Origin of the sequence: Pseudonocardia sp. (assembly GCF_025465255.1) — a bacterium.
In the GTDB taxonomy this organism is placed as follows: domain Bacteria; phylum Actinomycetota; class Actinomycetes; order Mycobacteriales; family Pseudonocardiaceae; genus Pseudonocardia.
In genome coordinates this window covers 1-19,273 of sequence record NZ_JAODNI010000226.1, presented here as the reverse complement: position 1 = coordinate 19,273, position 19,273 = coordinate 1, and the positions used below count along the sequence as shown (strand labels likewise).

The following is a 19,273-nucleotide window of genomic DNA, read 5'->3' as shown; positions in this document are numbered from 1 at the left end:
CCACCGATCCCCGTTCGACCGCACTTCCACTGTGCGGAAGACTGGCTGCATGGCAGGCAGGTCGACCGTGACGGCACGAGTCCTCGACGTGCTCGGCGCGTTCACCGCCGAGGCGCCCCAGCTCTCGCTCACCGAGATCAGCCGGAGGACGGGCCTCCCGCTGACGACCACGCACCGGCTCGTCGGTGAGCTCGCCGCGTGGGGCGCGCTGGAACGGGCGGACGACGGGCAGTACCGCGTCGGCCTGCGGCTCTTCGAGGTCGGGGCGCTCGCCCCGCGCGGGCTCGGGCTGCGGGACGCCGCGATGCCCTACCTCGAGGACCTGCACGAGGTGACCCGGCAGAACGTGCAGCTCGCCGTGCTCGACGGCGCCGAGGTCGTCTACGTCGAACGGCTCGCCGCCCGCGACGCCGTCTCAATCCTGACGCGCGCCGGGTCCCGGATGCCGCTGCACGCGACCGCGGTCGGGCTGTCCCTGCTGGCCTTCGCCGATCCGGCGCTGCAGGAGCGGGTGCTCGCGGCCCCGCTGCGGCGGTTCACCCCGAGGACGTTGTGCGATCCCGAGGACGTGCGCCGGATGCTCGCCGAGGTGCGGCGGACCGGGGTGGCGATCAGCGACCGGCAGGTCGAGATGGTGTCGCAGTCGATCGGGGCGCCGGTGCGCAGGCCGTCCGGCGAGGTCGTGGCGGCGCTGTCCATCGTGGTCCCGGCGGAGGGGAACCCGCACGCCTACGTCCCCGCGGTCCGGGCGGCCGCGCGGGGCATCGGCCGGGCGCTTGCCAGGAGTAGCTGAGCCCGCAAGTATTCGACCATGGACGTCGTCGAGTACCGGCCCGAACGCGACCAGTACGTCTGGACCTTCGGCGGCGTCGCCCCGTCGCACCGGATCTCCCCCGGCACGCTCCTGCGGCTGTGGACCGAGGACGCGTTCTCCGGCCGGCTGACCAGGACCACGGACAGCCCGAGCGCGGTGCTGAACATGGCCGAGGTCAACCCGCAGACCGGGCCCTTCTTCGTGGAGGGCGCGGAGCCCGGGGACACTCTGGCCCTGCACATCGTGGACCTGACGCCGGCGCGGGACTGGGGCGCGTCGACGCTGATCCCGTTCTTCGGCGCGCTCTCGGTCACCGACCGCACCGCGCTGCTGCACGACCCCCTGCCCGAACGCACCTGGATCTACCAGCTGGACCGGGCGAAGGAGACCGTCCTGTTCGAGGCGCAGAGCACGGACCTGCGCCTGGAGCTGCCGATGAACCCGATGCTCGGCACGGTAGGCGTGGCCCCCGCGGGCCGCGAGGTGCGGTCGAGCCTCGTGCCGGACGTGTTCGGCGGGAACATGGACACCCCCGAGATGAAGCCCGGGGTCACCTGCTACCTGGGCGTCAACGTCGAGGGCGCGATGTTCTCGGTGGGCGACGGACACTATCGGCAGGGCGAGGGCGAGAGCTGCGGGACGGCCGTCGAGGGCGCGATGGACGTGACGATCCTGGTCGAGCTGATCAAGGCACGGCCCACGGTGTGGCCGCGGATCGAGAGCGACTCGCACTACGTCGTGGTCGGCTCCTCGCGGCCCCTGGAGGACGCGTGGCGGGCCAGCCAGATCGGCATGATCGGCTGGCTCGGCGAGCTCTACGGCCTGGACCGGCTGGACGCCTACCAGCTCCTGACGCAGATCAGCGAGTCCCCGCTCGCGAACGTCGTGGACACCAACTACAGCGCGGTCACCAAGATCGCGAAGAAACTGCTCCCCACCGGGTCCGCGTACGGCGGGATGCACTCCCACCTGCGCGAGCAGGCCCGCTCACTGTAAGGAGAATTCCCATGGACCTGCAGCTGAAGGGCCGCAAGGCGCTCGTCACCGGAGGCACGAAGGGCATCGGCGGCGCCGTCGTCGACCTGCTCGCGGCCGAGGGCGCGCGGGTCGCGTTCTGCGCCCGCTCCGAGGACGAGGTGCTCGCCCGCGTCGACGCGCTCGCCGCGACGGGGGCCGAGGTCGCGGGGCGCTCCCTGGACGTCGCGGACGCAGGCGCGCTCGCTGCCTGGGTGGTCGACGAGGCGACGGAGGCGGGCGGGATCGACATCCTGGTGGCCAACGTCAGCGCGCTCGCGATCGGACCGGGCGAGGAGAACTGGCGGACCGCCTTCGAGGTCGACCTCATGCACACCGTCCGGATGGTCGAGGCCGCGATGCCGTACCTCGAGCAGAGCGATGCCGCGTCCGTGGTCGCGGTGTCCAGCGTGTCCGGGCGCGAGGTGGACTTCGCGACGGGCTCCTACGGCGTCATGAAGGCGGCGCTCGCGCACTACATGGCCGGGCTCGCGTTCGACCTCGCCGCCAAGGGCATTCGCGCCAACACCGTCTCCCCCGGCAACACCTACTTCGAGGGCGGCGTCTGGCACGGCATGGAGCAGAACAACAAGGAGTTCTTCGACTCCGCGCTGGCGCTCAACCCGACCGGCCGGATGGGGACGCCCGAGGAGACCGCGTACGCCGTCGTCATGCTGGCCAGCCCGCGGGCCAGCCGGATCAGCGGGACCAACCTGGTCGCCGACGGTGCCCTGACCCGCGGCGTGCAACTGTAGGTCCGTGCGCGACTTCCGGATCGAGACCCCGCAAGCCGACCTCGACGACCTGCGCGAGCGGCTCCTCCGTACCCGGTGGCCGGATCCCTCCACCGTGGAGGGCTGGACCCAGGGCGTCCCCCTGGACTACGTCCAGGACCTGTGCGCCTACTGGGCGAACGGCTACGACTGGCGACGGGTCGAGGCCCGGCTCAACGCCTACCCGCAGTTCGTCACCGGCCTCGACGGCGGTGGCGACGACTCCGTCGACGTGCACTTCCTGCACGTCCGCTCGCCCCACGAGGACGCGCTGCCGCTGATCCTCACGCACGGCTGGCCGGGCTCGGTCGTCGAGTTCCTGGGCGTGATCGACGAGCTGACCAATCCCTCCGACGCCGCGGACGCGTTCCACCTCGTCATCCCGTCGCTGCCCGGGTACGGCTACAGCGGCAAGCCGACGACGGCGGGCTGGGGCGTCGAGCGGATCGCGACCGCGTGGGCGCAGCTCATGGACCGCCTCGGCTACGAGCGCTACGGCGCGGCGGGCGGGGACTGGGGATCGATGATCACCGCGGCCCTGGGCACCGGGATGCCGGAGGCCGTCGTCGGGATCCACCTGACCATGCCGCTGGCCGAGGCGCCGCCGGAGGACGAGCGGCAGGCGCTGACGAAGACCGAGAAGGAAGCGCGGCAGGACGCCAAGAGGTTCCGGCGCTTCGGCGCCGGCTACTCGGCCGAGCAGTCGACGCGCCCGCAGACGCTCGGGTACGGGCTCACGGACTCCCCCGCGGGACAGTGCGCGTGGATCATCGAGAAGTTCTGGGACTGGACGGACTCGGCCGGCCCGCCGGAGAACGTGATCAGCCGGGACCGGCTGCTGGACAACGTGACGCTCTACTGGCTGACCGCGAGCGCCACCTCGTCGGCGCGGCTGTACTGGGAGAGCTACGGCAAGACCCGCTACGACACCGTCGAGGTCCCGACCGGCGCGGCGATCTTCCCGCGGGAGATGAACCGGATGCCGCGGAGCTGGCTGGAGCGCCGGTTCGTCGACCTCCGGCGGCTGACCTACCCGGACTCGGGCGGGCACTTCGCGTCGATGGAGCAGCCGGAGACGTTCGTCGACGAGCTGCGCACGTTCTTCCGGATGGTGCGCTGAGCAGCCGCACCCGGATGTGACGAGGGGCCGCACGGGTGTCCGTGCGGCCCCTCGTCGTCACGTCGGTGCCGAGCTGCCAGAACGATCACCCACGCGCCCCCACCTGCCGCACCAGAGTGGCATCAGACCGGCAGTTGCGTCAAGATCTCAGTTGCCAGTCATATGCACTATGCAGAGGAGCGCCCCGATAATGGCCACGTACGCCCTGCCCGACCTGCCCTACGACTACGGCGCACTCGCCCCGCACATCGCCGGCGAGATCATGGAGCTGCACCACTCCAAGCACCACAACACCTACGTGACCGCGCTCAACGCGGTGCTGGACAAGCTGGCCGCCGCCCGCGAGAGTGGTGACTTCGACGCAGTCGTCGGGCTCGAGAAGACCCTCGCCTTCAACCTCGGCGGGCACGTCAACCACTCGATCTTCTGGCAGAACCTGTCCCCGGACGGCGGCGACAAGCCGACCGGCGAGCTCGCCGCGGCGATCGACGGCGCCTTCGGCTCGTTCGATGCGTTCCGGGCGCACTTCACCGCCGTCGCCACGACCATCCAGGGCTCCGGCTGGGCGATCCTCGCCTGGGACGCCCTCGGCGGCCGACTGCTGATCCACCAGCTCTACGACCAGCAGGCCAACCTACCGGCCGGGCAGATCCCGCTCGTCATGCTGGACATGTGGGAGCACGCCTTCTACCTGCAGTACAAGAACGTCAAGCCGGACTACGTGAAGGCCTGGTGGAACGTCGTGAACTGGGCCGACGCCCAGGCCCGCTTCGACGCCGCCCGCACCACCACGGGCCTGATCACCCCCGCCTGACCCCGCTCCCCGCGAGTCGGCACTTCAGGTCGCGCGAGTCGGCATTTTCGGGACACCCGGGATCGCACACTCGGGCAGCCGGAAGTGCCGACTCGCGGAGGTCAGCGGGCGGGGAGGGCTCCGGAGGCGCGGAGCAGCAGGTGCATGGCGAGGTCGACGGAGCGCTCCCGGATGTCGTTGCGGCCGCCCGGCAGGACCGGGTCCCGGGCGAGGACCCGGCCGTCGTCCGTCGTGACGCAGAAGCACACGTAGCCGACGGGCTTGGCCTCCGTCCCGCCGCCGGGTCCGGCGACGCCGGTGATCCCGACCCCGATCGACGCGCCGAGCTTCGCCCGCGCGCCGTCGGCCAGGGCTCGCGCGACCTCCGGTGACACCGCGCCGTGCTCCTCGATCATCTCCGCCGGGACGTCCAGCAGGGCCGTCTTCGCCTCGTTGGAATAGGCGACGACCCCGCCGAGGACGTACGACGACGAGCCCGCGCGGTCGACGAGCCGGGCCGCGAGCATGCCGCCGGTGCAGGACTCCCCCGTCGCCACGGTCTGCCCGGAGGCCTCGAGCGCGCGGCCCAGGAGTTCATCGGTGGTGGTGCCGTCCGCACTGATCAGGTTCTTCGCGTGCCGGGCGACGATCGCGTCCGCGAGCGCGGTCGCGTCCGCCTCGCCGCCGGGGAACGGGTGCAGGTCCACCTCGAGCTCCGAGCGGCGCAGGCACGTGGTGACCTCGACGTCCGGGTAGGCGGGCAGGACCCGCAGCGTCTCGGCGATCTCGGACTCGGGCAGCCCCTGGAACCGCAGCAGCACCGGTTCGGCATGTGGCACGGTCGCGAGCAGCTCCGCCATCGGCGCGGCGGCCAGCGCGCTCGGCCACATCCCCTGCAGCTCGCGCGGCGGCCCGGGCAGGACGAGCACGAGCGGGCCGCCGGCGCGGGGCACCACCAGCCCGGGCGCCGTCCCGACGGGCTCCAGGGCCGTCGCGCCGCGGGGCACCCTCGCCTGCTTGGCGGTCGCGGCGTCCAGCGCCGGACCGCCGAATCCCGTCCGGGCCGCCCAGCGCTCCACGCGGCGCGCGATCAGCTCCCGCATCGCCTCGTCCGGGTGGAGTTCGAGGCCCGCGAAGGCGGCGACGATCTCCGCCGTCAGGTCGTCCGCGGTGGGTCCGAGGCCCCCGCTGGTGACGACGAGCTCGGCGCCGGAGTCCGCGACGAACCGCAGGGCCTGCGCGAGGTCCTCCGGGCGGTCCCCGACGAGCAGCACGTGGGAGACCTCGAACCCGAGATTCCCCAGCTCCGTCGCCACGAACGGGCCGTTCGCGTCCCGCACGGCGCCGGTGAGCAGCTCGCTCCCGGTGACGACGATGCCGGCGCGCGGCCGCTTCCCCGGAGCCCGTTCGACCATGGTCGAGACCGTACCGCCGCCGGCGGCCGCCGTGCGTCCGTGAGGCAGGACACGGAGCGTGACGCTATGCTCTCCTCCGCTCGTCCGAACACACCGGAAACAACGCTCTGACCTGGATCTTCAGCGTTTCTCAGTGTCGTCACAGCGGGCATGCGGAGACTTGGTCAGGACAAGCGCGAACGGTCGCTCTTCCCCAGAGGGCGGCACCGCCGCGGCAGGCGGACCCGATGACCCCACCGGTCCGCCGCCGCGACAGAGGGAAGGACGCTCCACTGATGCCGGACGAGACGCTGCGCGAGCCCACCTGGGTCGGCCGGGCCGAGCGGACCGACGCGACGGAGATCGCCGTCGACGCCCGGTTCGGCGCCGCCCGCCTGCTGGTGACCATGCCCGACGGTGCCCCGCTGGGCCAGGTCACCGTCCCGCTGCGGGCCGGCCGTGCCGGTGCCGCGGACGTCCGCGCCGCGATCGACGCCCGCTTCGGCAGCGCGACCGCGCCGGCCGCGCCGTCGTCCGTCGAACCGATCACCGTCGTCGTCGCGACCCGGGGACGGCCGGACAGCATCGGCCGCTGCGTGCACAGCATCCTGGGCTCGGACCACCCGTCCGTCACCGTGCTCGTCGTGGACAACGACCCGGAGGACGAGCTCACCCGGCACGCCGTCGAGGCGATCGCCGACGAGCGCGTCCGGTACGTGCGGGAGGCGCGCCGGGGTGCGTCGGCCGGGCGCAACCGCGGCCTCGCCGAGGCCCGGACCCGGCTCGTCGCGTTCACCGACGACGACACCGAGGTCGACCCCTCCTGGGCCCGCCGGATGGCCGGTGCGTTCGCTGCGAACCCCGATCTGGTCTGCGTCAGCGGGCCCGTGCTGGCGGCGAGCCTCGGCTCGGACGAGGAGCGCGCGGCGGACGCGGCCCTGGGCTGGAACAAGGGCTTCGTCTCCCGGACGTTCTCCCTGGCGGACCCGCCCCCGGACTCGGCGATCTTCCCCTTCTCCCCCGGCCTGTTCGGGATCGGCGCCAACCTCGCGGTGCGGGCGGACGTCGCCCGCATCTCCGGCGGCTTCGACGAGGCCCTCGGCCCGGGCTCGGCCACCCGCTCCGGCGAGGACTGCGAGTTCCTCGTCCGGCTGGTGCTCGCCGGGCACGTGCTCGGCTACGAGCCCAGCGCGTACGTCTGGCACCACCACCGCCCGGACAGCGCTGCGCTGCGCGAGCAGGTCGAGGGCTACGCCATCGGGCTCGCCGGCTTCCTGACCAAGGTCGCGCTGTCCCCGCGGGGCCGCGCCGCCGCGTTCCGCCGGATCCCGGCCGCCGTCCGCCAGCTCGGCAGGATCGCGGACCGCGAGGCCGGCGCCGGCGACGCCATGCCGAGCGGCGCCGGCCGCACGCGCCTGCGCGGCATGCTGGCCGGCCCGTACGTCTACCTGAAGGCCCGCCGCAAGGCGCGCCGCGCCGGCGGCCGGGTCCCCCCGCTCGTCGCGGCCCAGGACCAGGGCTGCAGCGACCAGGACGGCCCGCGGGGCGGGCAGACCCGTCCCGCGATCGCCCTGCGTTAGTTCCTGGCATGCGGAAGGCCACCGCCCCTCGGGACGGTGGCCTTCCCCGTGTCTCGCTCAGCGCCGCTCTCCGGTGGCCCACTCCCGGTTCGTCATCCGCAGGGCGGCGACGCCGACGCTCACCATGAACAGCCCGAGCGCCGCGCCGATGGCGATGTCGAGCAGCGTGCCGAACTGGCCGACCGGCATCACGGCGTTGCTCGCGACGATCAGCAGTGCGAACGCCCAGTGGAAGAACCCGGCGCGCCACCCCGCGATCGCGCCGATGAGGACCGCGAGCGGCAGGTTCTGCGCCGCGTCGGAGACCTGTACGGCCAGGTCCGCGGACCTGCGCACCCGCAAGCCGGACATCGGCGTGACCCTGCTCAGCCAGTACGCGGAGGCGCAGTACGCGCTGACCTGGCCGACGGCACGGCGCGGCGCGGCTACCTGCTCAAGGAACGTGTCGCGGACGGCGACGAGCTGGCCGCGGCGATCCCCCGGGTGACCGAAGGCGGTTCGGTCATCGACCCCACCGTCATCGAGGGCCTGGTCGCGGCGGACCGCGCGAAGTCCTCGGAGCTGGACTCGCTCACCCCGCGCGAGGTCGAGGTGCTGGGCGAGATGGCCCAGGGCAAGAGCAACACCTCCATCGCCGCGGCCCTGGTGCTGTCCGAGCGGGCGATCGAGAAGCACACGAACTCGATCTTCTCCAAGCTCGGGCTGTCCGAGGAGAGGGACCTGAACCGCCGGGTCAGCGCGGTGCTCGTGTACCTGCAGAACCGCTGACACCCTGCCGACACCGGCGCCGTCACCGCCCGGGCGGGGCGCCCTGCGCGTCGTCGGTGTCGACCACGTCCGGGCTGTCCGCGCGGCCCCCGGTCGTCGCGCCCGCGTCGGGGCGGTCCTCCGGCGGCGCCGTCATCGTCGGCTCGGCGTCCTGGTCCGGTTCGTCCTGGTCCTGGTTCCGTGGCTCGGTCATGGCCCGGGCTACCCCGCCCGCCCGGAGGCATGCGCGCGCCGGTGTGAACCCATGATCGCAGCCCTAGACCTTCTCGAGGAACCCCAGGTCGACGGCGATCGTCTGGCCCGTCACGTAGCGGGACTCGTCCGAGGCGAGCCAGAGGACGGCGTTGGAGATGTCCCGCGCCTCCACCCACGGGTGCGGCATGGTGTGCAGGGCCTGGAACGCCTCGCCGTAGCGCTCGCGGGTGAGCTCCTCCGGCTTCGCGTCCGGGAGGAACAGCTCGTACATCGGCCGGTTCTGGATCATGTCCGTGTCGACGGCCGTCGGGTGGACGGTGTTGCACCGGATGTCGTACTGCGAGACCTCCTGCACCATCGTCCGCATCACCCCGACGACGCCGTGCTTGGCCGCGGTGTAGTGGACCATGTTCGCGAAGCCGCGCAGACCGGCCGTCGAGCTCGTCAGGACGAGGGAGCCGCCCTTCCCCCGCTCGATCATCGACGGCAGGGCCGCCTTCAGCGTCTTCCACACCCCCGTCACGTTCACGGCCAGCATGTCGTCCCACATCGTCTCGGTCATCTCCCACGCCGGGGCGTAGCTGAAGATGCCGGCGTTGGCGCAGACGACGTCGATGTGCCCGAACTCCGAGAGACCGTCGGCCACCGCGGAGTCCAGCGCGCTCTGCTCCCGGACGTCGGCCTCGCGCGTGAGCACGCGCCGGTCCAGCTCCTCGATCAGCTTGGCCGTCTCGGCGAGGTCCTCCGGGCGCGCCATCCCGTAGGGCACGGTGTCGATCTGCGCGCACAGGTCGACCGCGACGATCTCCGCGCCCTCCTCGGCGAGCCGCAGCGCGTGCGAGCGACCCTGGCCCCGCGCCGCGCCCGTGACCAGCGCGACCTTGCCGTCCATCCGACCCATGGATCCACCTCCGCGTCGACACCCGGCCGCGTTGCCGGGCCGTCTCGACGGTAGGGACGCGACGGCGTGACATCGAGGTCTCAATGTGAGACCTCGCCGGGAGACCGCGGCCTGGTGTCGTCACCGCAGAGGCGGGCAGTGCGGCCCGCCCCGACCGCACGGAGGATCCATGGTCTCGGCACGGGTGAACGAGCTCGCCACGGCGGCCTACGGGCTGTGGTTGCGCGAGGACGCCACGCTGGAGGAGATGCGCGTCGGCTTCGACGGCATGTGCCCCGAGCCACCGGCCGACGCGACGATCACGGAGGGCACGGTCGGCGGGGTGCGGGGCTCGTGGGTGAGCGTCCCCGAGTCCGGGCCGACGACGATCCTGCACTTCCACGCGGGCGGCTACCTGATCGGTTCACCCGCGAGCCACCGCGACCTCGCCGCCCGGATCGCCCGTGCGGCCGGCGCCCGTGTCTTCCTCGCGGACTACCGGCTCGCCCCGGAGAACCCCTTCCCCGCCGCCTGGGAGGACGGGATCGCCGCGTACCGCGGGATGCTGGCCGACGGCGTCGACCCGGCGGACCTGGTCGTCTCCGGTGACTCGGCGGGCGGCGGACTGGCGCTGGCGACGCTGGTCGCGGCACGCGACGGCGGCGAGGCGCTGCCCGCGGCCGGGGTGCTGATGTCCCCCTGGGCCGACCTCACCCTCAGCGGGGACTCGATGTCCGCGCGGGAGAGCGTCGACCCGCTGGTCAGCCGGGCCGTCCTGACCGGGATGGCCGAGGGCTACCTCGCCGGGCACGATCCCGCCGACCCCCGCGTCTCCCCGTTCCTCGCGCCGCTCGGCGGGCTGCCGCCGCTACTCGTGCAGGTGGGCAGCAGCGAGGTGCTCGAGGACGACGCGGTCCGGGTCGTCGACGGCGTGCTGGCCGCGGGCGGGGACGCGACGCTCCAGGTGGGCTACGAGATGGTCCACGTGTTCCAGATGTTCGCCGACCGGTTGCCCGAGGCGCAGCGCGCCGTCGACCGGGCCGGCGGCTTCGTCCGGGCCCACGCCCGCGCCACCGCGGCCGTCTGAGAAAGGGACGATCATGGAGTTCGGATTCCTCACCCAGGGCTACCTGCCCGCCGACCGGCGCACCGACCCGGATGCCGAGCACCGGACGCTGATGGACGACCTCGAGGTCTGCCTCGCCGCCGAGAAGGCCGGGTTCAAGTACATCTGGATCTCCGAGCACCACTTCCTCGACGAGTACAGCCACATCTCGTCGAACGACGTGTTCCTCGGCGCGCTGGGCGCGCTCACCTCCCGCGCGCACGTCGGCTCCGGAATCTTCAACCCGCTGCCGAAGGTGCACCATCCGGCGGCGGTCGCCGAACGCGTCGCGATGCTGGACCACCTCACCGAGGGCCGCTTCGAGTTCGGCGTCGGCCGCGGGGCCGGGAGCCACGAGGTCAAGGCCTTCCACACGGAGGTCACCGACGTCAACGAGACCAAGAGGATCTTCGAGGAGACGGTCCCCGAGTTCGCGAAGATGTGGATGCAGGACGAGTACCCGGGCTTCTCCGGCGAGTACTGGGACATGCCGGCCCGGAAGGTCCTGCCCAAGCCGTACGGGCCGCTGCACCCGGCGATCTGGTACGCGGCGGGCAACACATCGAGCTTCGAGATGTGCGGACGGCGCGGCATGGGCGCGCTCGGGTTCTCCCTGGACGAGCTGCCCAAGACGGACGCGGCGATCAAGGCCTACAAGCGGGCCGTCGCGAACTGCGACGACCCGATCGGCGCGTGGGTGAACGACAACCTGATCGTCGCGAACGGGTTCAACTCGATCGCCGAGGACCGCGGAGAGGCCCGCCGGGACTTCCTGGCCGGCGGCAACAACTACCAGATGTCGCAGGTCTTCCGGTACCACGACACGTTCCCGCGGCCGGAGGGCTTCCCGCAGTGGCCCGCGGTGATGCCGGAGCTGTCGGAGGAGATGCTCGACGCGTTCATCGGGCTCGGGGCGGCGATCGTCGGCGACCCCGACGACGTCATCCAGCAGGTCAAGGCCTGGGAGGCGACGGGGGCGGACCAGCTGCTCATGCTCCGCGGCGTCAAGACAAAGGAGGAGACGCTGCGGATGATCCGCCTGATGGGCGACTACGTCATCCCGAAGTTCGACCTCGACCCGGAGCACCGCACCACGCGCCAGCGGCGCGCGGCCGCGGGCGGCTAGATCGAGCGCAGCAGCCGGCGGTCGGCGGTGGACCGAACGGTCGTCGGGCCTTGCCGGACCTGACGGCCGTTCGGCACTGTTGAGCAGCAGTTCCTGCCGACGAGGAGGTCGGGATGGGGCGGACGGTGCCCTTCGTGGGGGCGCGCTGGAGCGCCGAGGCGCAGCGGCGCGTCCAGCGGGCGCGCGAGGAGATCCTCTCCGCGGGCGCCAGGCCGGGCGGGTCCGGCCCCGAGCTGGTCCGGCCCGAGATCGCCGCGTCGTGGCGGCGGTCCCTGCTCTCCGGGGTCGACCCCACCCGGGTTCCGGACGGCCGGTTCGACCCGGACCGGCCGGCCGCGCCGCGCCTCCTGCGGGCCGCGGAACCGGTGCTGGACCGGCTCGTCGGGCAGCTCTCCGGGACGACGACCGCGGTCGTCCTCGCGGACAGCAAGGCCTGGATCCTGTGGCGGGGGGCCGGTGAGCGGGCCCTGTTCACCGGGCTGGACCGGATCTCCGCGGCGCCGGGCTGCTGCCTGGGCGAGGAGCTCGTCGGGACCAACGGCCTGGGCACCGTCGTCGAGGAACGGCGGCCGACCCTGATCGTCGGCGGCGAGCACTACCAGGACGCGATGCAGGACTTCACCTGCGTCGGGGTGCCGATCGTCGACCCGCTGAGCAACCGGCTCGAGGGCGTCCTGGACCTGACCTGTGGCTCGCGGGACACCAACGAGCTGCTCCTGCCGTTGCTCACCGAGGCCGTCCGGGAGATCCAGCTGCGGCTGCGCGAGCAGGCGACCGCGCGGGAACGGGCGCTGTTCGAGGAGTTCGTCGAGCGGACGCGGCGGCGCCGCGACATCGCCGTGGCCTCGTTCAACGAGGACTTCCTGATCACCAACTCGGCGGCCGCGCAGCTGTTCGAGCCCGCGGACCACGCCCTGCTGTGGGAGTGGGCGGGCGGGGCGATCGCATCCGGGCGGGAGGTCAGCGGCGAGCTGACCCTGACCCGGGAGATCATCGTGCAGGCGCGCTGCACGCCCGTCGACTCCGGTGCGGCCCGGCCCGCCGGGGTGATCGTCACGATGGTGCCGGTCTCCCCCGGCGGCGCGCGGCAGCCGACCGGCAGCGGTGCGTGGCGGCGGGTGCTCCGGCAGGTGGACCGGGTCGCCCAGCTCGACGGCCCGGTGCTACTGCACGGCGAGCCCGGCGTCGGCAAGGCCCGGCTCGCGTCGCGGCTGCACGCCGCCCGCGGCGGAAGCGGGCCGGCGCGGATCCTGGACTGCCGGACCCAACCGCACCGTGGCGACGCCTGGTTCGACGAGCTCGGCTCCGCGCTCGAGGACCCGCGGGCGACCGTGGTGCTCCGCCGCGTCACGGACCTCTCGCCGGAGGCCGCGGGGACGGTCGCCGCGCTCGTCGGCGCCGCGCGGGCCCGCGTGGTGCTGACCAGCGTCGACCCGCCCAGCGGCGACCTGCTGGACGTCGCGGAGGTGACGCTCGCCGTGCCGCCGCTGCGCGACCGCGCCGAGGACGTGCCGGTGCTCGTCGAGGAACTCCTGGACGAGCTGAGCCAGGGCGGCACCCGGCCACGCTGCACCGCGTCCGTGCTCGGGGCGTTGAAGGCGCACCCCTGGCCCGGCAACGTCCGGGAGCTGCGCCGGGTGCTGGCGACGGCGCTGGTGAACGGCATGCACTTCGACGTCTCGACGCACCACCTGCCCGAGGGCTACCGCAGCCCGCCGGACCGGCCCCGGCTCGCCCTGCTGGAGAGCACCGAGCGGGACACGATCGTCGCGGCGCTGCAGAGGGCGGGCTGGAACAAGGACCGCGCGGCCGCGGACCTCGGGATCTCCCGGGCCACGATCTACCGCAAGGTCCGCCGCTTCGCCATCACACCCCCTGTGAGTGGCGAAGAGCGTTAGAACGCTCTTCGCCACTCACAGGTCGGTCAGACCAGCAACAACGCGTCCGGCGTGTCCGTGACGCCCAGCAGCGCGGCGCCGGCGGTCACGGCCGCGCCGTCCCAGTGCAGGTAGGAGTGGCTCTTGAGGGTGTCGACGTCCCGCTTGTAGCGCTGGAACGGGCTGCGCAGCTCGTTGACGCTCGACCCGGCGCCGTCGAGCATCGTCTCGATCGCATCCCGGGCCAGCGCGCAGATCCGCGGGGACGCCATGCGCAGCACCGCGGCCTGCTCGAGGGTCGCCTTCTCCTGCCGGTCCGCGAGGTCGGTGACGACGCGGTGGGTCTCGTCCCAGACCAGCCGCGCGATCCGGGTCCTGGTGACGGCGTCGCCGTAGCGCACCCAGGCCTCGGGGTGCTCGCGCTGCGGGCCGAGCCCGAATCCGACGGTCCGGGTGAGGATCCGCTGCTTGTAGTCCGCGAGGCACGCCTCGGCGCTGCCGACGGCGACCGCCGCGAGAAGGACGTCGAACATCCGGATCATGGAGAACCCCTCGAGCGGACGGAACTCGCCGTGGTCGAGCGGGCGGATCGGTTCCTGGCCGAAGACCGTCCACTGCCGGTCCGCGGGGACGAACAGGTCGTCGCAGGAGAAGGTGTTGGAGCCGGTGCCCTTCATCCCGGACATGTGCCAGACGTCGTGGATCGTCACGTCCGCGACGTCGACGACCAGGCCGAGCAGCGCGGGCTCGCTGCCGTCGGCGCGGTCCTCGGTGGTGATGAGCAGCGAGTAGTCGCTGTTCATGATCCCGCTGGCGAAGGGCCACCTGCCGGTGAGTCGCCACCCGCCGTCGACCTTCGTCGCGGTGCCCGACGGGGTCGCCTGGAACCCGGCCGACAGCGCGCAGGGGGCGAACGCCCGGCCGCCGAGCAGGTGCGGGGTGTCCTGGACGAGCGAGACGTTGTGCACCACGAGGAACGAGTAGACCCACGCGGTCGACGCGCAGCCTTGCGCGAGGATCCGGGTGATCGTGCCGAACTCGCGCATCCCGTAGCCGTACCCGCCGACGCTGGACGGGGCGACGAGGTCGAACAGGCCGGCCTCGGTGAGGTCCACGATCGTCTCGTCGGGGATCCGGCGGAGCTCCTCGCAGCGCTCCGCCCGCTCGCGGAGCACGGGGACGAGTGCCTCGGCGCGGGCGATCAGGGTCTCCGCGCTGGGCCTCTCCCCGGGCACGGTGGGCGCCGGGGACTCCTGGGTTGCCGTCATGATGACCGTCCTTCGGATCGGGCCCGTCATCGTCGACGGGGTGCCGTCACCATCAGAGCCCGGCAGCGGCGGCCTCCCGACATCTCACTTTGAGATGTCAGGCGATCGAAAGCGCCGACTCGCGGACATGGAGCCCAAGTGGACGGTGCCGGGTCGGGCTACTGCTTCGTGCCGCAGGTGGGCCGCTCTTCGTCACGCCGACCCTTCGTCACGCCAGGCGCCCCTGCCGGAGGTACCGCTCGGACCGGACGAACGGCGCCGCCGCCCGCCGCGGATCGCCCGGTCAGCCGATGAGCTCGGGCCGGGTCGCCATCGACAGCAGCTTGCCCCGCGGATCGGCCACCAGGCGCCGGGCGGTGGTGTCGAGCACCCCCATCCGGCAGCTGATCTCGCAGGCGACGGTGCCGCCCACGGCCTCCCCGTCCGCGGTCGTCAGCCGCCGCACCACGTGCTCCATGCCGAAGGACTTGCCCTCGCCGAACCGCAGTTCGGAGCTCACCTCCACCTGTTCACCGAGCAGCAGCTCGGACAGGAACCGGGCGTGCGTCTCGAGGATGACCACGGTCCAGCCCCGCTCCAGCAGCAGTGGCGCGGAGCAGCCGGCAGCCCGGAAGTGCTCCATCCGGGCGTGCTCGCCGTAGTGGTGGTAGACGGCGTGGTTGACGTGCCCGTTGGCGTCCGTCTCGTAGCTGCGGACCCCGACCTGCACGGAGAACATCTCCTGCCCCATGCCCGGAGCATCGCACGAGGCACCGACGAGAACGCGGACTCAGCGCTCGCGGCGCTCCTGCGCCGCGGCCTGCAACTCCGGTTGGCTCCGGTACGCCGCCGGTGGCGGCGGGACGGCGCGGGACGGGGCCGGGCGGCCCAGCACGCCGATCGCCGTCAGCACCGAGACCAGGTCCGGATAGACCGCGACGGGCATCGCCCACAGCTCGGAGCGGGTCACGGCGTCGGCGCCGTAGTGGTCGGCGTGCGCGATGAGCTGCCACTTGGCTGCCGGGAACTCCATCCCGTCGAGCACCTGGCCGATACGCGTCACGTCGGCGCGGGACGTCCTTCGGTACACGGTTTCCTCCTCGACCGGAGCGGGCGTCCAACCGCGGCCGCCGGCAGGTCGGTCAGCAGTAGGTGCCCTACATCACACCCGTTCAAACGCCGCGCGAGGGGTTTGTTGTGTCCGAATCACCGGCGGCCGTAGGGTTGGCGGGCGGTTGAGACGACAGTCCGCACCAGAGGTCCGGAAAGGCGCGAGGAGCACGGTGCGCATGAGCGGTGAGTCATCCGTCGGAACCGGCGACAGCCCCGGGGGCGACGTCGGCGAGGTCGTGCGGTTCGAGGTGGTCGGTCACGGCGACGACGCCCTGGTCGTACACGTCCTCGGAGAGATCGACACGCTGACCGCGCCGGTGCTGCGCGGGGAGCTGGACGAGCACCTGCCCACCGTCCCCCTGGTGGTGCTGGACCTCTCGCAGGTCACGTTCCTGGGCTCGGCCGGGCTGGCCGTCCTGGTCGCCGCGAAGGACGACGCCGAGCGCCGCGGTCACCGGCTCCGGCTGGTCTGCGGGTCCCGGATCGTCACCCGGGCGCTGGAGGCCACCGGCCTGCTCGCCCTGTTCGACGTGGCGGACGGCGTCCCCGAAGCGCTGCGTCCTACGGCCTGAACGGCCCGGTCAGCTCCGCCGCCAGGGCCCGGTGATCGCGAACATGGTCCCGGGTTCCTGGATGTTCGCGAAGAGCACCGCGCCGTCCGCGGAGTAGACCGGCCCGGTGAACTCGGAGCCGGAGGCGCGGGCCAGCGGGAACGGGTCGCCGGCTGCCGTCACCCCGAACAGGCCGTTGTCGCCGTTGCCGTCCTGAGCGAGGATCACGCCGCCGTACGGTGAGACGCTGATGTTGTCCGGCCTGTCGAACTCCTCCTCGCCGGCCTGCAGCAGCAGGCCGAGGGTGAGCCGGGAGCGGGCCGCGTCGTAGAACCAGAGCTGTCCGTCGTGGCGCTCCGGGCTCTCCCCGCCGGCGTAGCTGGACACGACGTGGACGCCGTTGCCGTCCCACCAGCAGCCTTCGAGCTTGTGGGCGCGCGTGACGTCGTCGTCCCCGTGCTGCTTGCGCGTGGACTGCTTCCGCGCCTCGCGGTCGTCGATCGGCACCCACTCCACCGCGTACTCGGTGCCGACGTCCGTGGCCCTCGACAGGTCGTCGACGTGCTTGCCGGACGCGTCCGTGCACCGCATCGCGGCCAGCACCCCGTCCGCCGGGCCGAGCGCGCGCAGGCTGCCCTTCCCGCTGCGGAAGCCCGCGGGCGGGGTCCAGCGGTAGAGCAGGCCGTTCGGGCCCGACGCGTCCTCGGTGAGGTAGATCTCCCCGGACCGCGGGTCCACCGCGCAGGCCTCGTGGCTGTACCGCCCCAGCGCCCGGATCGGTGCGGGGTCCCGGTTGGCCGCCGGATCGAACGGGTCGACCTCGAAGACGTAGCCGTGGTCGCGTTCGTAGCCCTTGCCGCCCGCACGCTGTTCGGTCTCCTCGCCGGTCAGCCACGTGTTCCACGGCGTCACGCCGCCCGCGCAGTTCGTCGACGTGCCCGCGATGCCGACGTACTCCCGCAGGGGGCGCCCCACGGCATCGGTCTCGATCACCGTGCAGCCGCCGGCGGCACCCGGGTCGTAGACCAGGCCGTCGAGGTGCGGGACCTGGTTCTTCGTGCCCTCGGGCTCGCGGATCTCGTGGTTGTTGACCAGGACGGTGCCGCCGCCGGGACGCGGGAACGCGCCCGTGCCGTCGTGGTTGCGCGGGGTCGGCCCGCCGGCCTCCAGCTTCGTCCGTCCGGCCTGGGTGACGACACGGTAGGAGAAGCCGGCGGGCAGGTCCAGGACGCCCTTCGGGTCCCGGAGCAGCGGCCCGTACCCGGGCGCAGCGGCCGGGGCCGTGTGGAGCATGTCGGTGCTGCCCGTCAGGACGATCCCGGCGCCTGCCGCCGCGGTGCGCAGGAAGCCGCGCCGGGTGAACCGCCCGGCCCGTACCGCCGCTTCGGTCACGGCAACCCTTCCGATCATGTCCGGCAGTGCACCATCCGGACCCGGACGAGTGCCGCAGAACCCGCCGAAGGTGACCCGATGGTGGTGGTCAGCCGACCCACTCGCCGGTGGCCAGGAACCGGTCCAGCGTGGCCGTGCACGGAGCCAGGTCCAGGCCCTGGGCCGCGACCCACGCGTCGTCGTAGTAGCTGTGCCGGTAGCGCTCGCCGCCGTCGCAGATCAGGGTGACGACGCTGCCGCGCCGGCCCTCGCGCAGCATCCGTGCGACGAGCTGCCAGACGCCCCACAGGTTCGTCCCGGTGGATCCACCCGCCCACCGACCGGTCACGGCGCGCAGGTGCCGGGCCGCCGCGATGCTGGCGGCGTCCGGGACCGGGATCATCAGGTCGATCACGCTCGGCACGAAGCTCGGCTCCATCCGCGGCCGGCCGATGCCCTCGATCCGCGACGGGCGGCCGGTCTGGTAGTCGTGCGCGCCGCTCGCCCAGCCGGGGAAGAACGCCGAGCCCTCGGGGTCGACGACGGCGAGCCGGGTCGGCATCCGCCGGTAGCGCAGGTAGCGGCCGATCGTCGCCGACGTCCCGCCGGTCCCCGCCCCGACCACCACCCAGTCCGGGACGGGATGCGGCTCCAGCGCCAGCTGCGCGACGATCGACTCGGCGATGTTGTTGTTGCCCCGCCAGTCCGTCGCCCGCTCGGCGTGGGTGAACTGGTCCAGGTAGTGGCCCCCGGACTCGCGCGCCAGCCGCTCCGCCTCGGAGTACATCTCGGGTGCCGTGTCGACGAAGTGGCAGCGCCCGCCGTACCGCTCGATGAGCGAGATCTTCTCCGGGCTGGTGGCCCGCGGCATCACCGCGACGAACGGCACCCCGATGAGCCGCGCGAAGTACGCCTCGGACACCGCGGTCGAGCCCGAGCTGGCCTCGACGACCGTCGTCGTCGGCGTGATGTGGCCGTTGACCAGGGCGTAGAGGAAGAGCGAGCGGGCCAGCCGGTGCTTGAGGCTGCCGGTCGGGTGGACGGACTCGTCCTTCAGGTAGACGTCCACGCCCCAGTCCTCGGGGAGCGGGAAGACGTGCAGGTGGGTGTCCGCGGAGCGGTTGGCGTCCGCCTCGACGCGGCGCACCGCCTCGTCGACCCAGCTGCGGGTGCGGGCGCAGGACCGGTCGACGGGCTCGGGAGGTGGGGTGATCGTGCTGATGCCGACGACCCTAGCGAGCGGGCCCGTACCGCGGGGCCCCGGTGACCGGGTGACACGACCCGGCGACGGTCGTCACTCTCCGGAGGCGACCGCCGACCGCAGGCAGCCGGTCACCCGCCGACCCGGCGAGGCCATCGGGGATTCGACCAGGAAAACTACCGGGTGTGACCGCTCCATGGGATCCCGAGGACCAGCCCGGCTTCGACGTGGTCCGCCGCGGCTACGATCGTGCCCAGGTCGAGTCCCACGTCCAGGAGCTGCGCCGGCGCCTCGTCGCCGCGGAGAACGCGCGCCGGATGGCCGAGCAGCACGCCGCCGCGGCGGCCGACG

At 72.8% G+C, this 19,273-nt stretch carries 20 protein-coding genes; 11 read left to right on the top strand and 9 right to left on the bottom strand.

All coding sequences use genetic code 11. The annotated features are described in order from the left end of the window. Positions 1-49: 49 nt before the first annotated feature. The 5 genes from JWP64_RS28410 to JWP64_RS28390 all read left to right on the top strand — a co-directional run bounded on the left by JWP64_RS28410 (position 50) and on the right by JWP64_RS28390 (position 4,535). Positions 50-793 (top strand): IclR family transcriptional regulator, encoded by a 744-nt coding sequence (locus JWP64_RS28410; RefSeq protein WP_297503099.1) that lies wholly within the window; start codon positions 50-52, stop codon positions 791-793. A gap of 18 nt (positions 794-811) precedes the next feature. Further along, positions 812-1,810, top strand: coding sequence for an acetamidase/formamidase family protein (locus tag JWP64_RS28405; protein ID WP_297503097.1), 999 nt, complete (start codon positions 812-814; stop codon positions 1,808-1,810). A gap of 11 nt (positions 1,811-1,821) precedes the next feature. Continuing rightward, on the top strand, positions 1,822-2,583 hold the full coding sequence (locus JWP64_RS28400; protein ID WP_297503095.1) for an SDR family oxidoreductase: 762 nt from the start codon (positions 1,822-1,824) through the stop codon (positions 2,581-2,583). A gap of 4 nt (positions 2,584-2,587) precedes the next feature. Further along, complete coding sequence (locus JWP64_RS28395; protein WP_297503094.1) at positions 2,588-3,721, top strand: epoxide hydrolase family protein; 1,134 nt, start codon at positions 2,588-2,590, stop codon at positions 3,719-3,721. 190 nt (positions 3,722-3,911) lie between these two features. Continuing rightward, on the top strand, positions 3,912-4,535 hold the full coding sequence (locus JWP64_RS28390) for a superoxide dismutase (RefSeq protein WP_297503092.1): 624 nt from the start codon (positions 3,912-3,914) through the stop codon (positions 4,533-4,535). Positions 4,536-4,636: 101 nt separating this feature from the next. Here JWP64_RS28390 and JWP64_RS28385 read toward each other — a convergent pair whose 3' ends face one another. After that, a complete protein-coding gene (locus tag JWP64_RS28385; RefSeq protein WP_297503089.1) occupies positions 4,637-5,929 on the bottom strand; it encodes a competence/damage-inducible protein A in 1,293 nt (430 codons plus the stop codon). A 275-nt stretch (positions 5,930-6,204) separates the two neighbouring features. On the opposite strand from JWP64_RS28385, the gene JWP64_RS28380 reads away from it, so the two are divergent. Beyond that, positions 6,205-7,488, top strand: a complete 1,284-nt coding sequence (locus JWP64_RS28380) for a glycosyltransferase (RefSeq protein ID WP_297503087.1) — start codon at positions 6,205-6,207, stop codon at positions 7,486-7,488. A 57-nt stretch (positions 7,489-7,545) separates the two neighbouring features. Here the strand turns inward: JWP64_RS28380 and JWP64_RS28375 are convergent, their stop codons facing one another. Continuing rightward, positions 7,546-7,839 (bottom strand): hypothetical protein, encoded by a 294-nt coding sequence (locus JWP64_RS28375; RefSeq protein ID WP_297503085.1) that lies wholly within the window; start codon positions 7,837-7,839, stop codon positions 7,546-7,548. A gap of 132 nt (positions 7,840-7,971) precedes the next feature. Here JWP64_RS28375 and JWP64_RS28370 point away from each other — a divergent pair, with 132 nt between their 5' ends. Beyond that, positions 7,972-8,256 carry a LuxR C-terminal-related transcriptional regulator gene (locus tag JWP64_RS28370; RefSeq protein ID WP_297503083.1) on the top strand — a complete coding sequence of 95 codons (285 nt, stop codon included), beginning with the start codon at positions 7,972-7,974 and terminating at the stop codon, positions 8,254-8,256. Positions 8,257-8,278: 22 nt separating this feature from the next. Here the strand turns inward: JWP64_RS28370 and JWP64_RS28365 are convergent, their stop codons facing one another. Both JWP64_RS28365 and JWP64_RS28360 read right to left on the bottom strand, forming a co-directional pair. After that, on the bottom strand, positions 8,279-8,449 hold the full coding sequence (locus tag JWP64_RS28365) for a hypothetical protein (protein WP_297503081.1): 171 nt from the start codon (positions 8,447-8,449) through the stop codon (positions 8,279-8,281). A gap of 63 nt (positions 8,450-8,512) precedes the next feature. Continuing rightward, the gene (locus JWP64_RS28360; protein ID WP_297503079.1) at positions 8,513-9,352 is read right to left on the bottom strand and encodes a mycofactocin-coupled SDR family oxidoreductase; all 840 of its coding nucleotides are present in this window, start codon (positions 9,350-9,352) and stop codon (positions 8,513-8,515) included. 169 nt (positions 9,353-9,521) lie between these two features. Between JWP64_RS28360 and JWP64_RS28355 the strand changes: the two genes are divergently transcribed. From JWP64_RS28355 to JWP64_RS28345, 3 genes are all read left to right on the top strand, one after another. Further along, positions 9,522-10,418, top strand: coding sequence for an alpha/beta hydrolase (locus JWP64_RS28355; RefSeq protein WP_297503076.1), 897 nt, complete (start codon positions 9,522-9,524; stop codon positions 10,416-10,418). 13 nt (positions 10,419-10,431) lie between these two features. Further along, entirely contained in the window at positions 10,432-11,562 is a 1,131-nt protein-coding gene (locus JWP64_RS28350; protein ID WP_297503075.1) for an LLM class flavin-dependent oxidoreductase, read from the top strand. Between the two features lie 113 nt (positions 11,563-11,675). Next, on the top strand, positions 11,676-13,460 hold the full coding sequence (locus JWP64_RS28345) for a helix-turn-helix domain-containing protein (RefSeq protein WP_297503073.1): 1,785 nt from the start codon (positions 11,676-11,678) through the stop codon (positions 13,458-13,460). A 26-nt stretch (positions 13,461-13,486) separates the two neighbouring features. On the opposite strand, the gene JWP64_RS28340 is transcribed toward JWP64_RS28345, so the two are convergent. The 3 genes from JWP64_RS28340 to JWP64_RS28330 form a co-directional block, all read right to left on the bottom strand. Continuing rightward, positions 13,487-14,707 carry an acyl-CoA dehydrogenase family protein gene (locus JWP64_RS28340; protein WP_297503071.1) on the bottom strand — a complete coding sequence of 407 codons (1,221 nt, stop codon included), beginning with the start codon at positions 14,705-14,707 and terminating at the stop codon, positions 13,487-13,489. A gap of 283 nt (positions 14,708-14,990) precedes the next feature. Beyond that, positions 14,991-15,437, bottom strand: coding sequence for an acyl-CoA thioesterase (locus JWP64_RS28335; protein WP_297503069.1), 447 nt, complete (start codon positions 15,435-15,437; stop codon positions 14,991-14,993). 39 nt (positions 15,438-15,476) lie between these two features. Further along, the gene (locus JWP64_RS28330) at positions 15,477-15,776 is read right to left on the bottom strand and encodes a DUF2795 domain-containing protein (protein ID WP_297503067.1); all 300 of its coding nucleotides are present in this window, start codon (positions 15,774-15,776) and stop codon (positions 15,477-15,479) included. A gap of 199 nt (positions 15,777-15,975) precedes the next feature. Here JWP64_RS28330 and JWP64_RS28325 point away from each other — a divergent pair, with 199 nt between their 5' ends. Beyond that, complete coding sequence (locus tag JWP64_RS28325; RefSeq protein WP_297503065.1) at positions 15,976-16,371, top strand: STAS domain-containing protein; 396 nt, start codon at positions 15,976-15,978, stop codon at positions 16,369-16,371. A 9-nt stretch (positions 16,372-16,380) separates the two neighbouring features. Here the strand turns inward: JWP64_RS28325 and JWP64_RS28320 are convergent, their stop codons facing one another. Next, the gene (locus JWP64_RS28320; protein WP_297503063.1) at positions 16,381-17,760 is read right to left on the bottom strand and encodes an alkaline phosphatase PhoX; all 1,380 of its coding nucleotides are present in this window, start codon (positions 17,758-17,760) and stop codon (positions 16,381-16,383) included. Between the two features lie 70 nt (positions 17,761-17,830). Then, complete coding sequence (locus tag JWP64_RS28315; RefSeq protein WP_297503061.1) at positions 17,831-18,868, bottom strand: PLP-dependent cysteine synthase family protein; 1,038 nt, start codon at positions 18,866-18,868, stop codon at positions 17,831-17,833. Positions 18,869-19,273 lie beyond the last annotated feature (405 nt).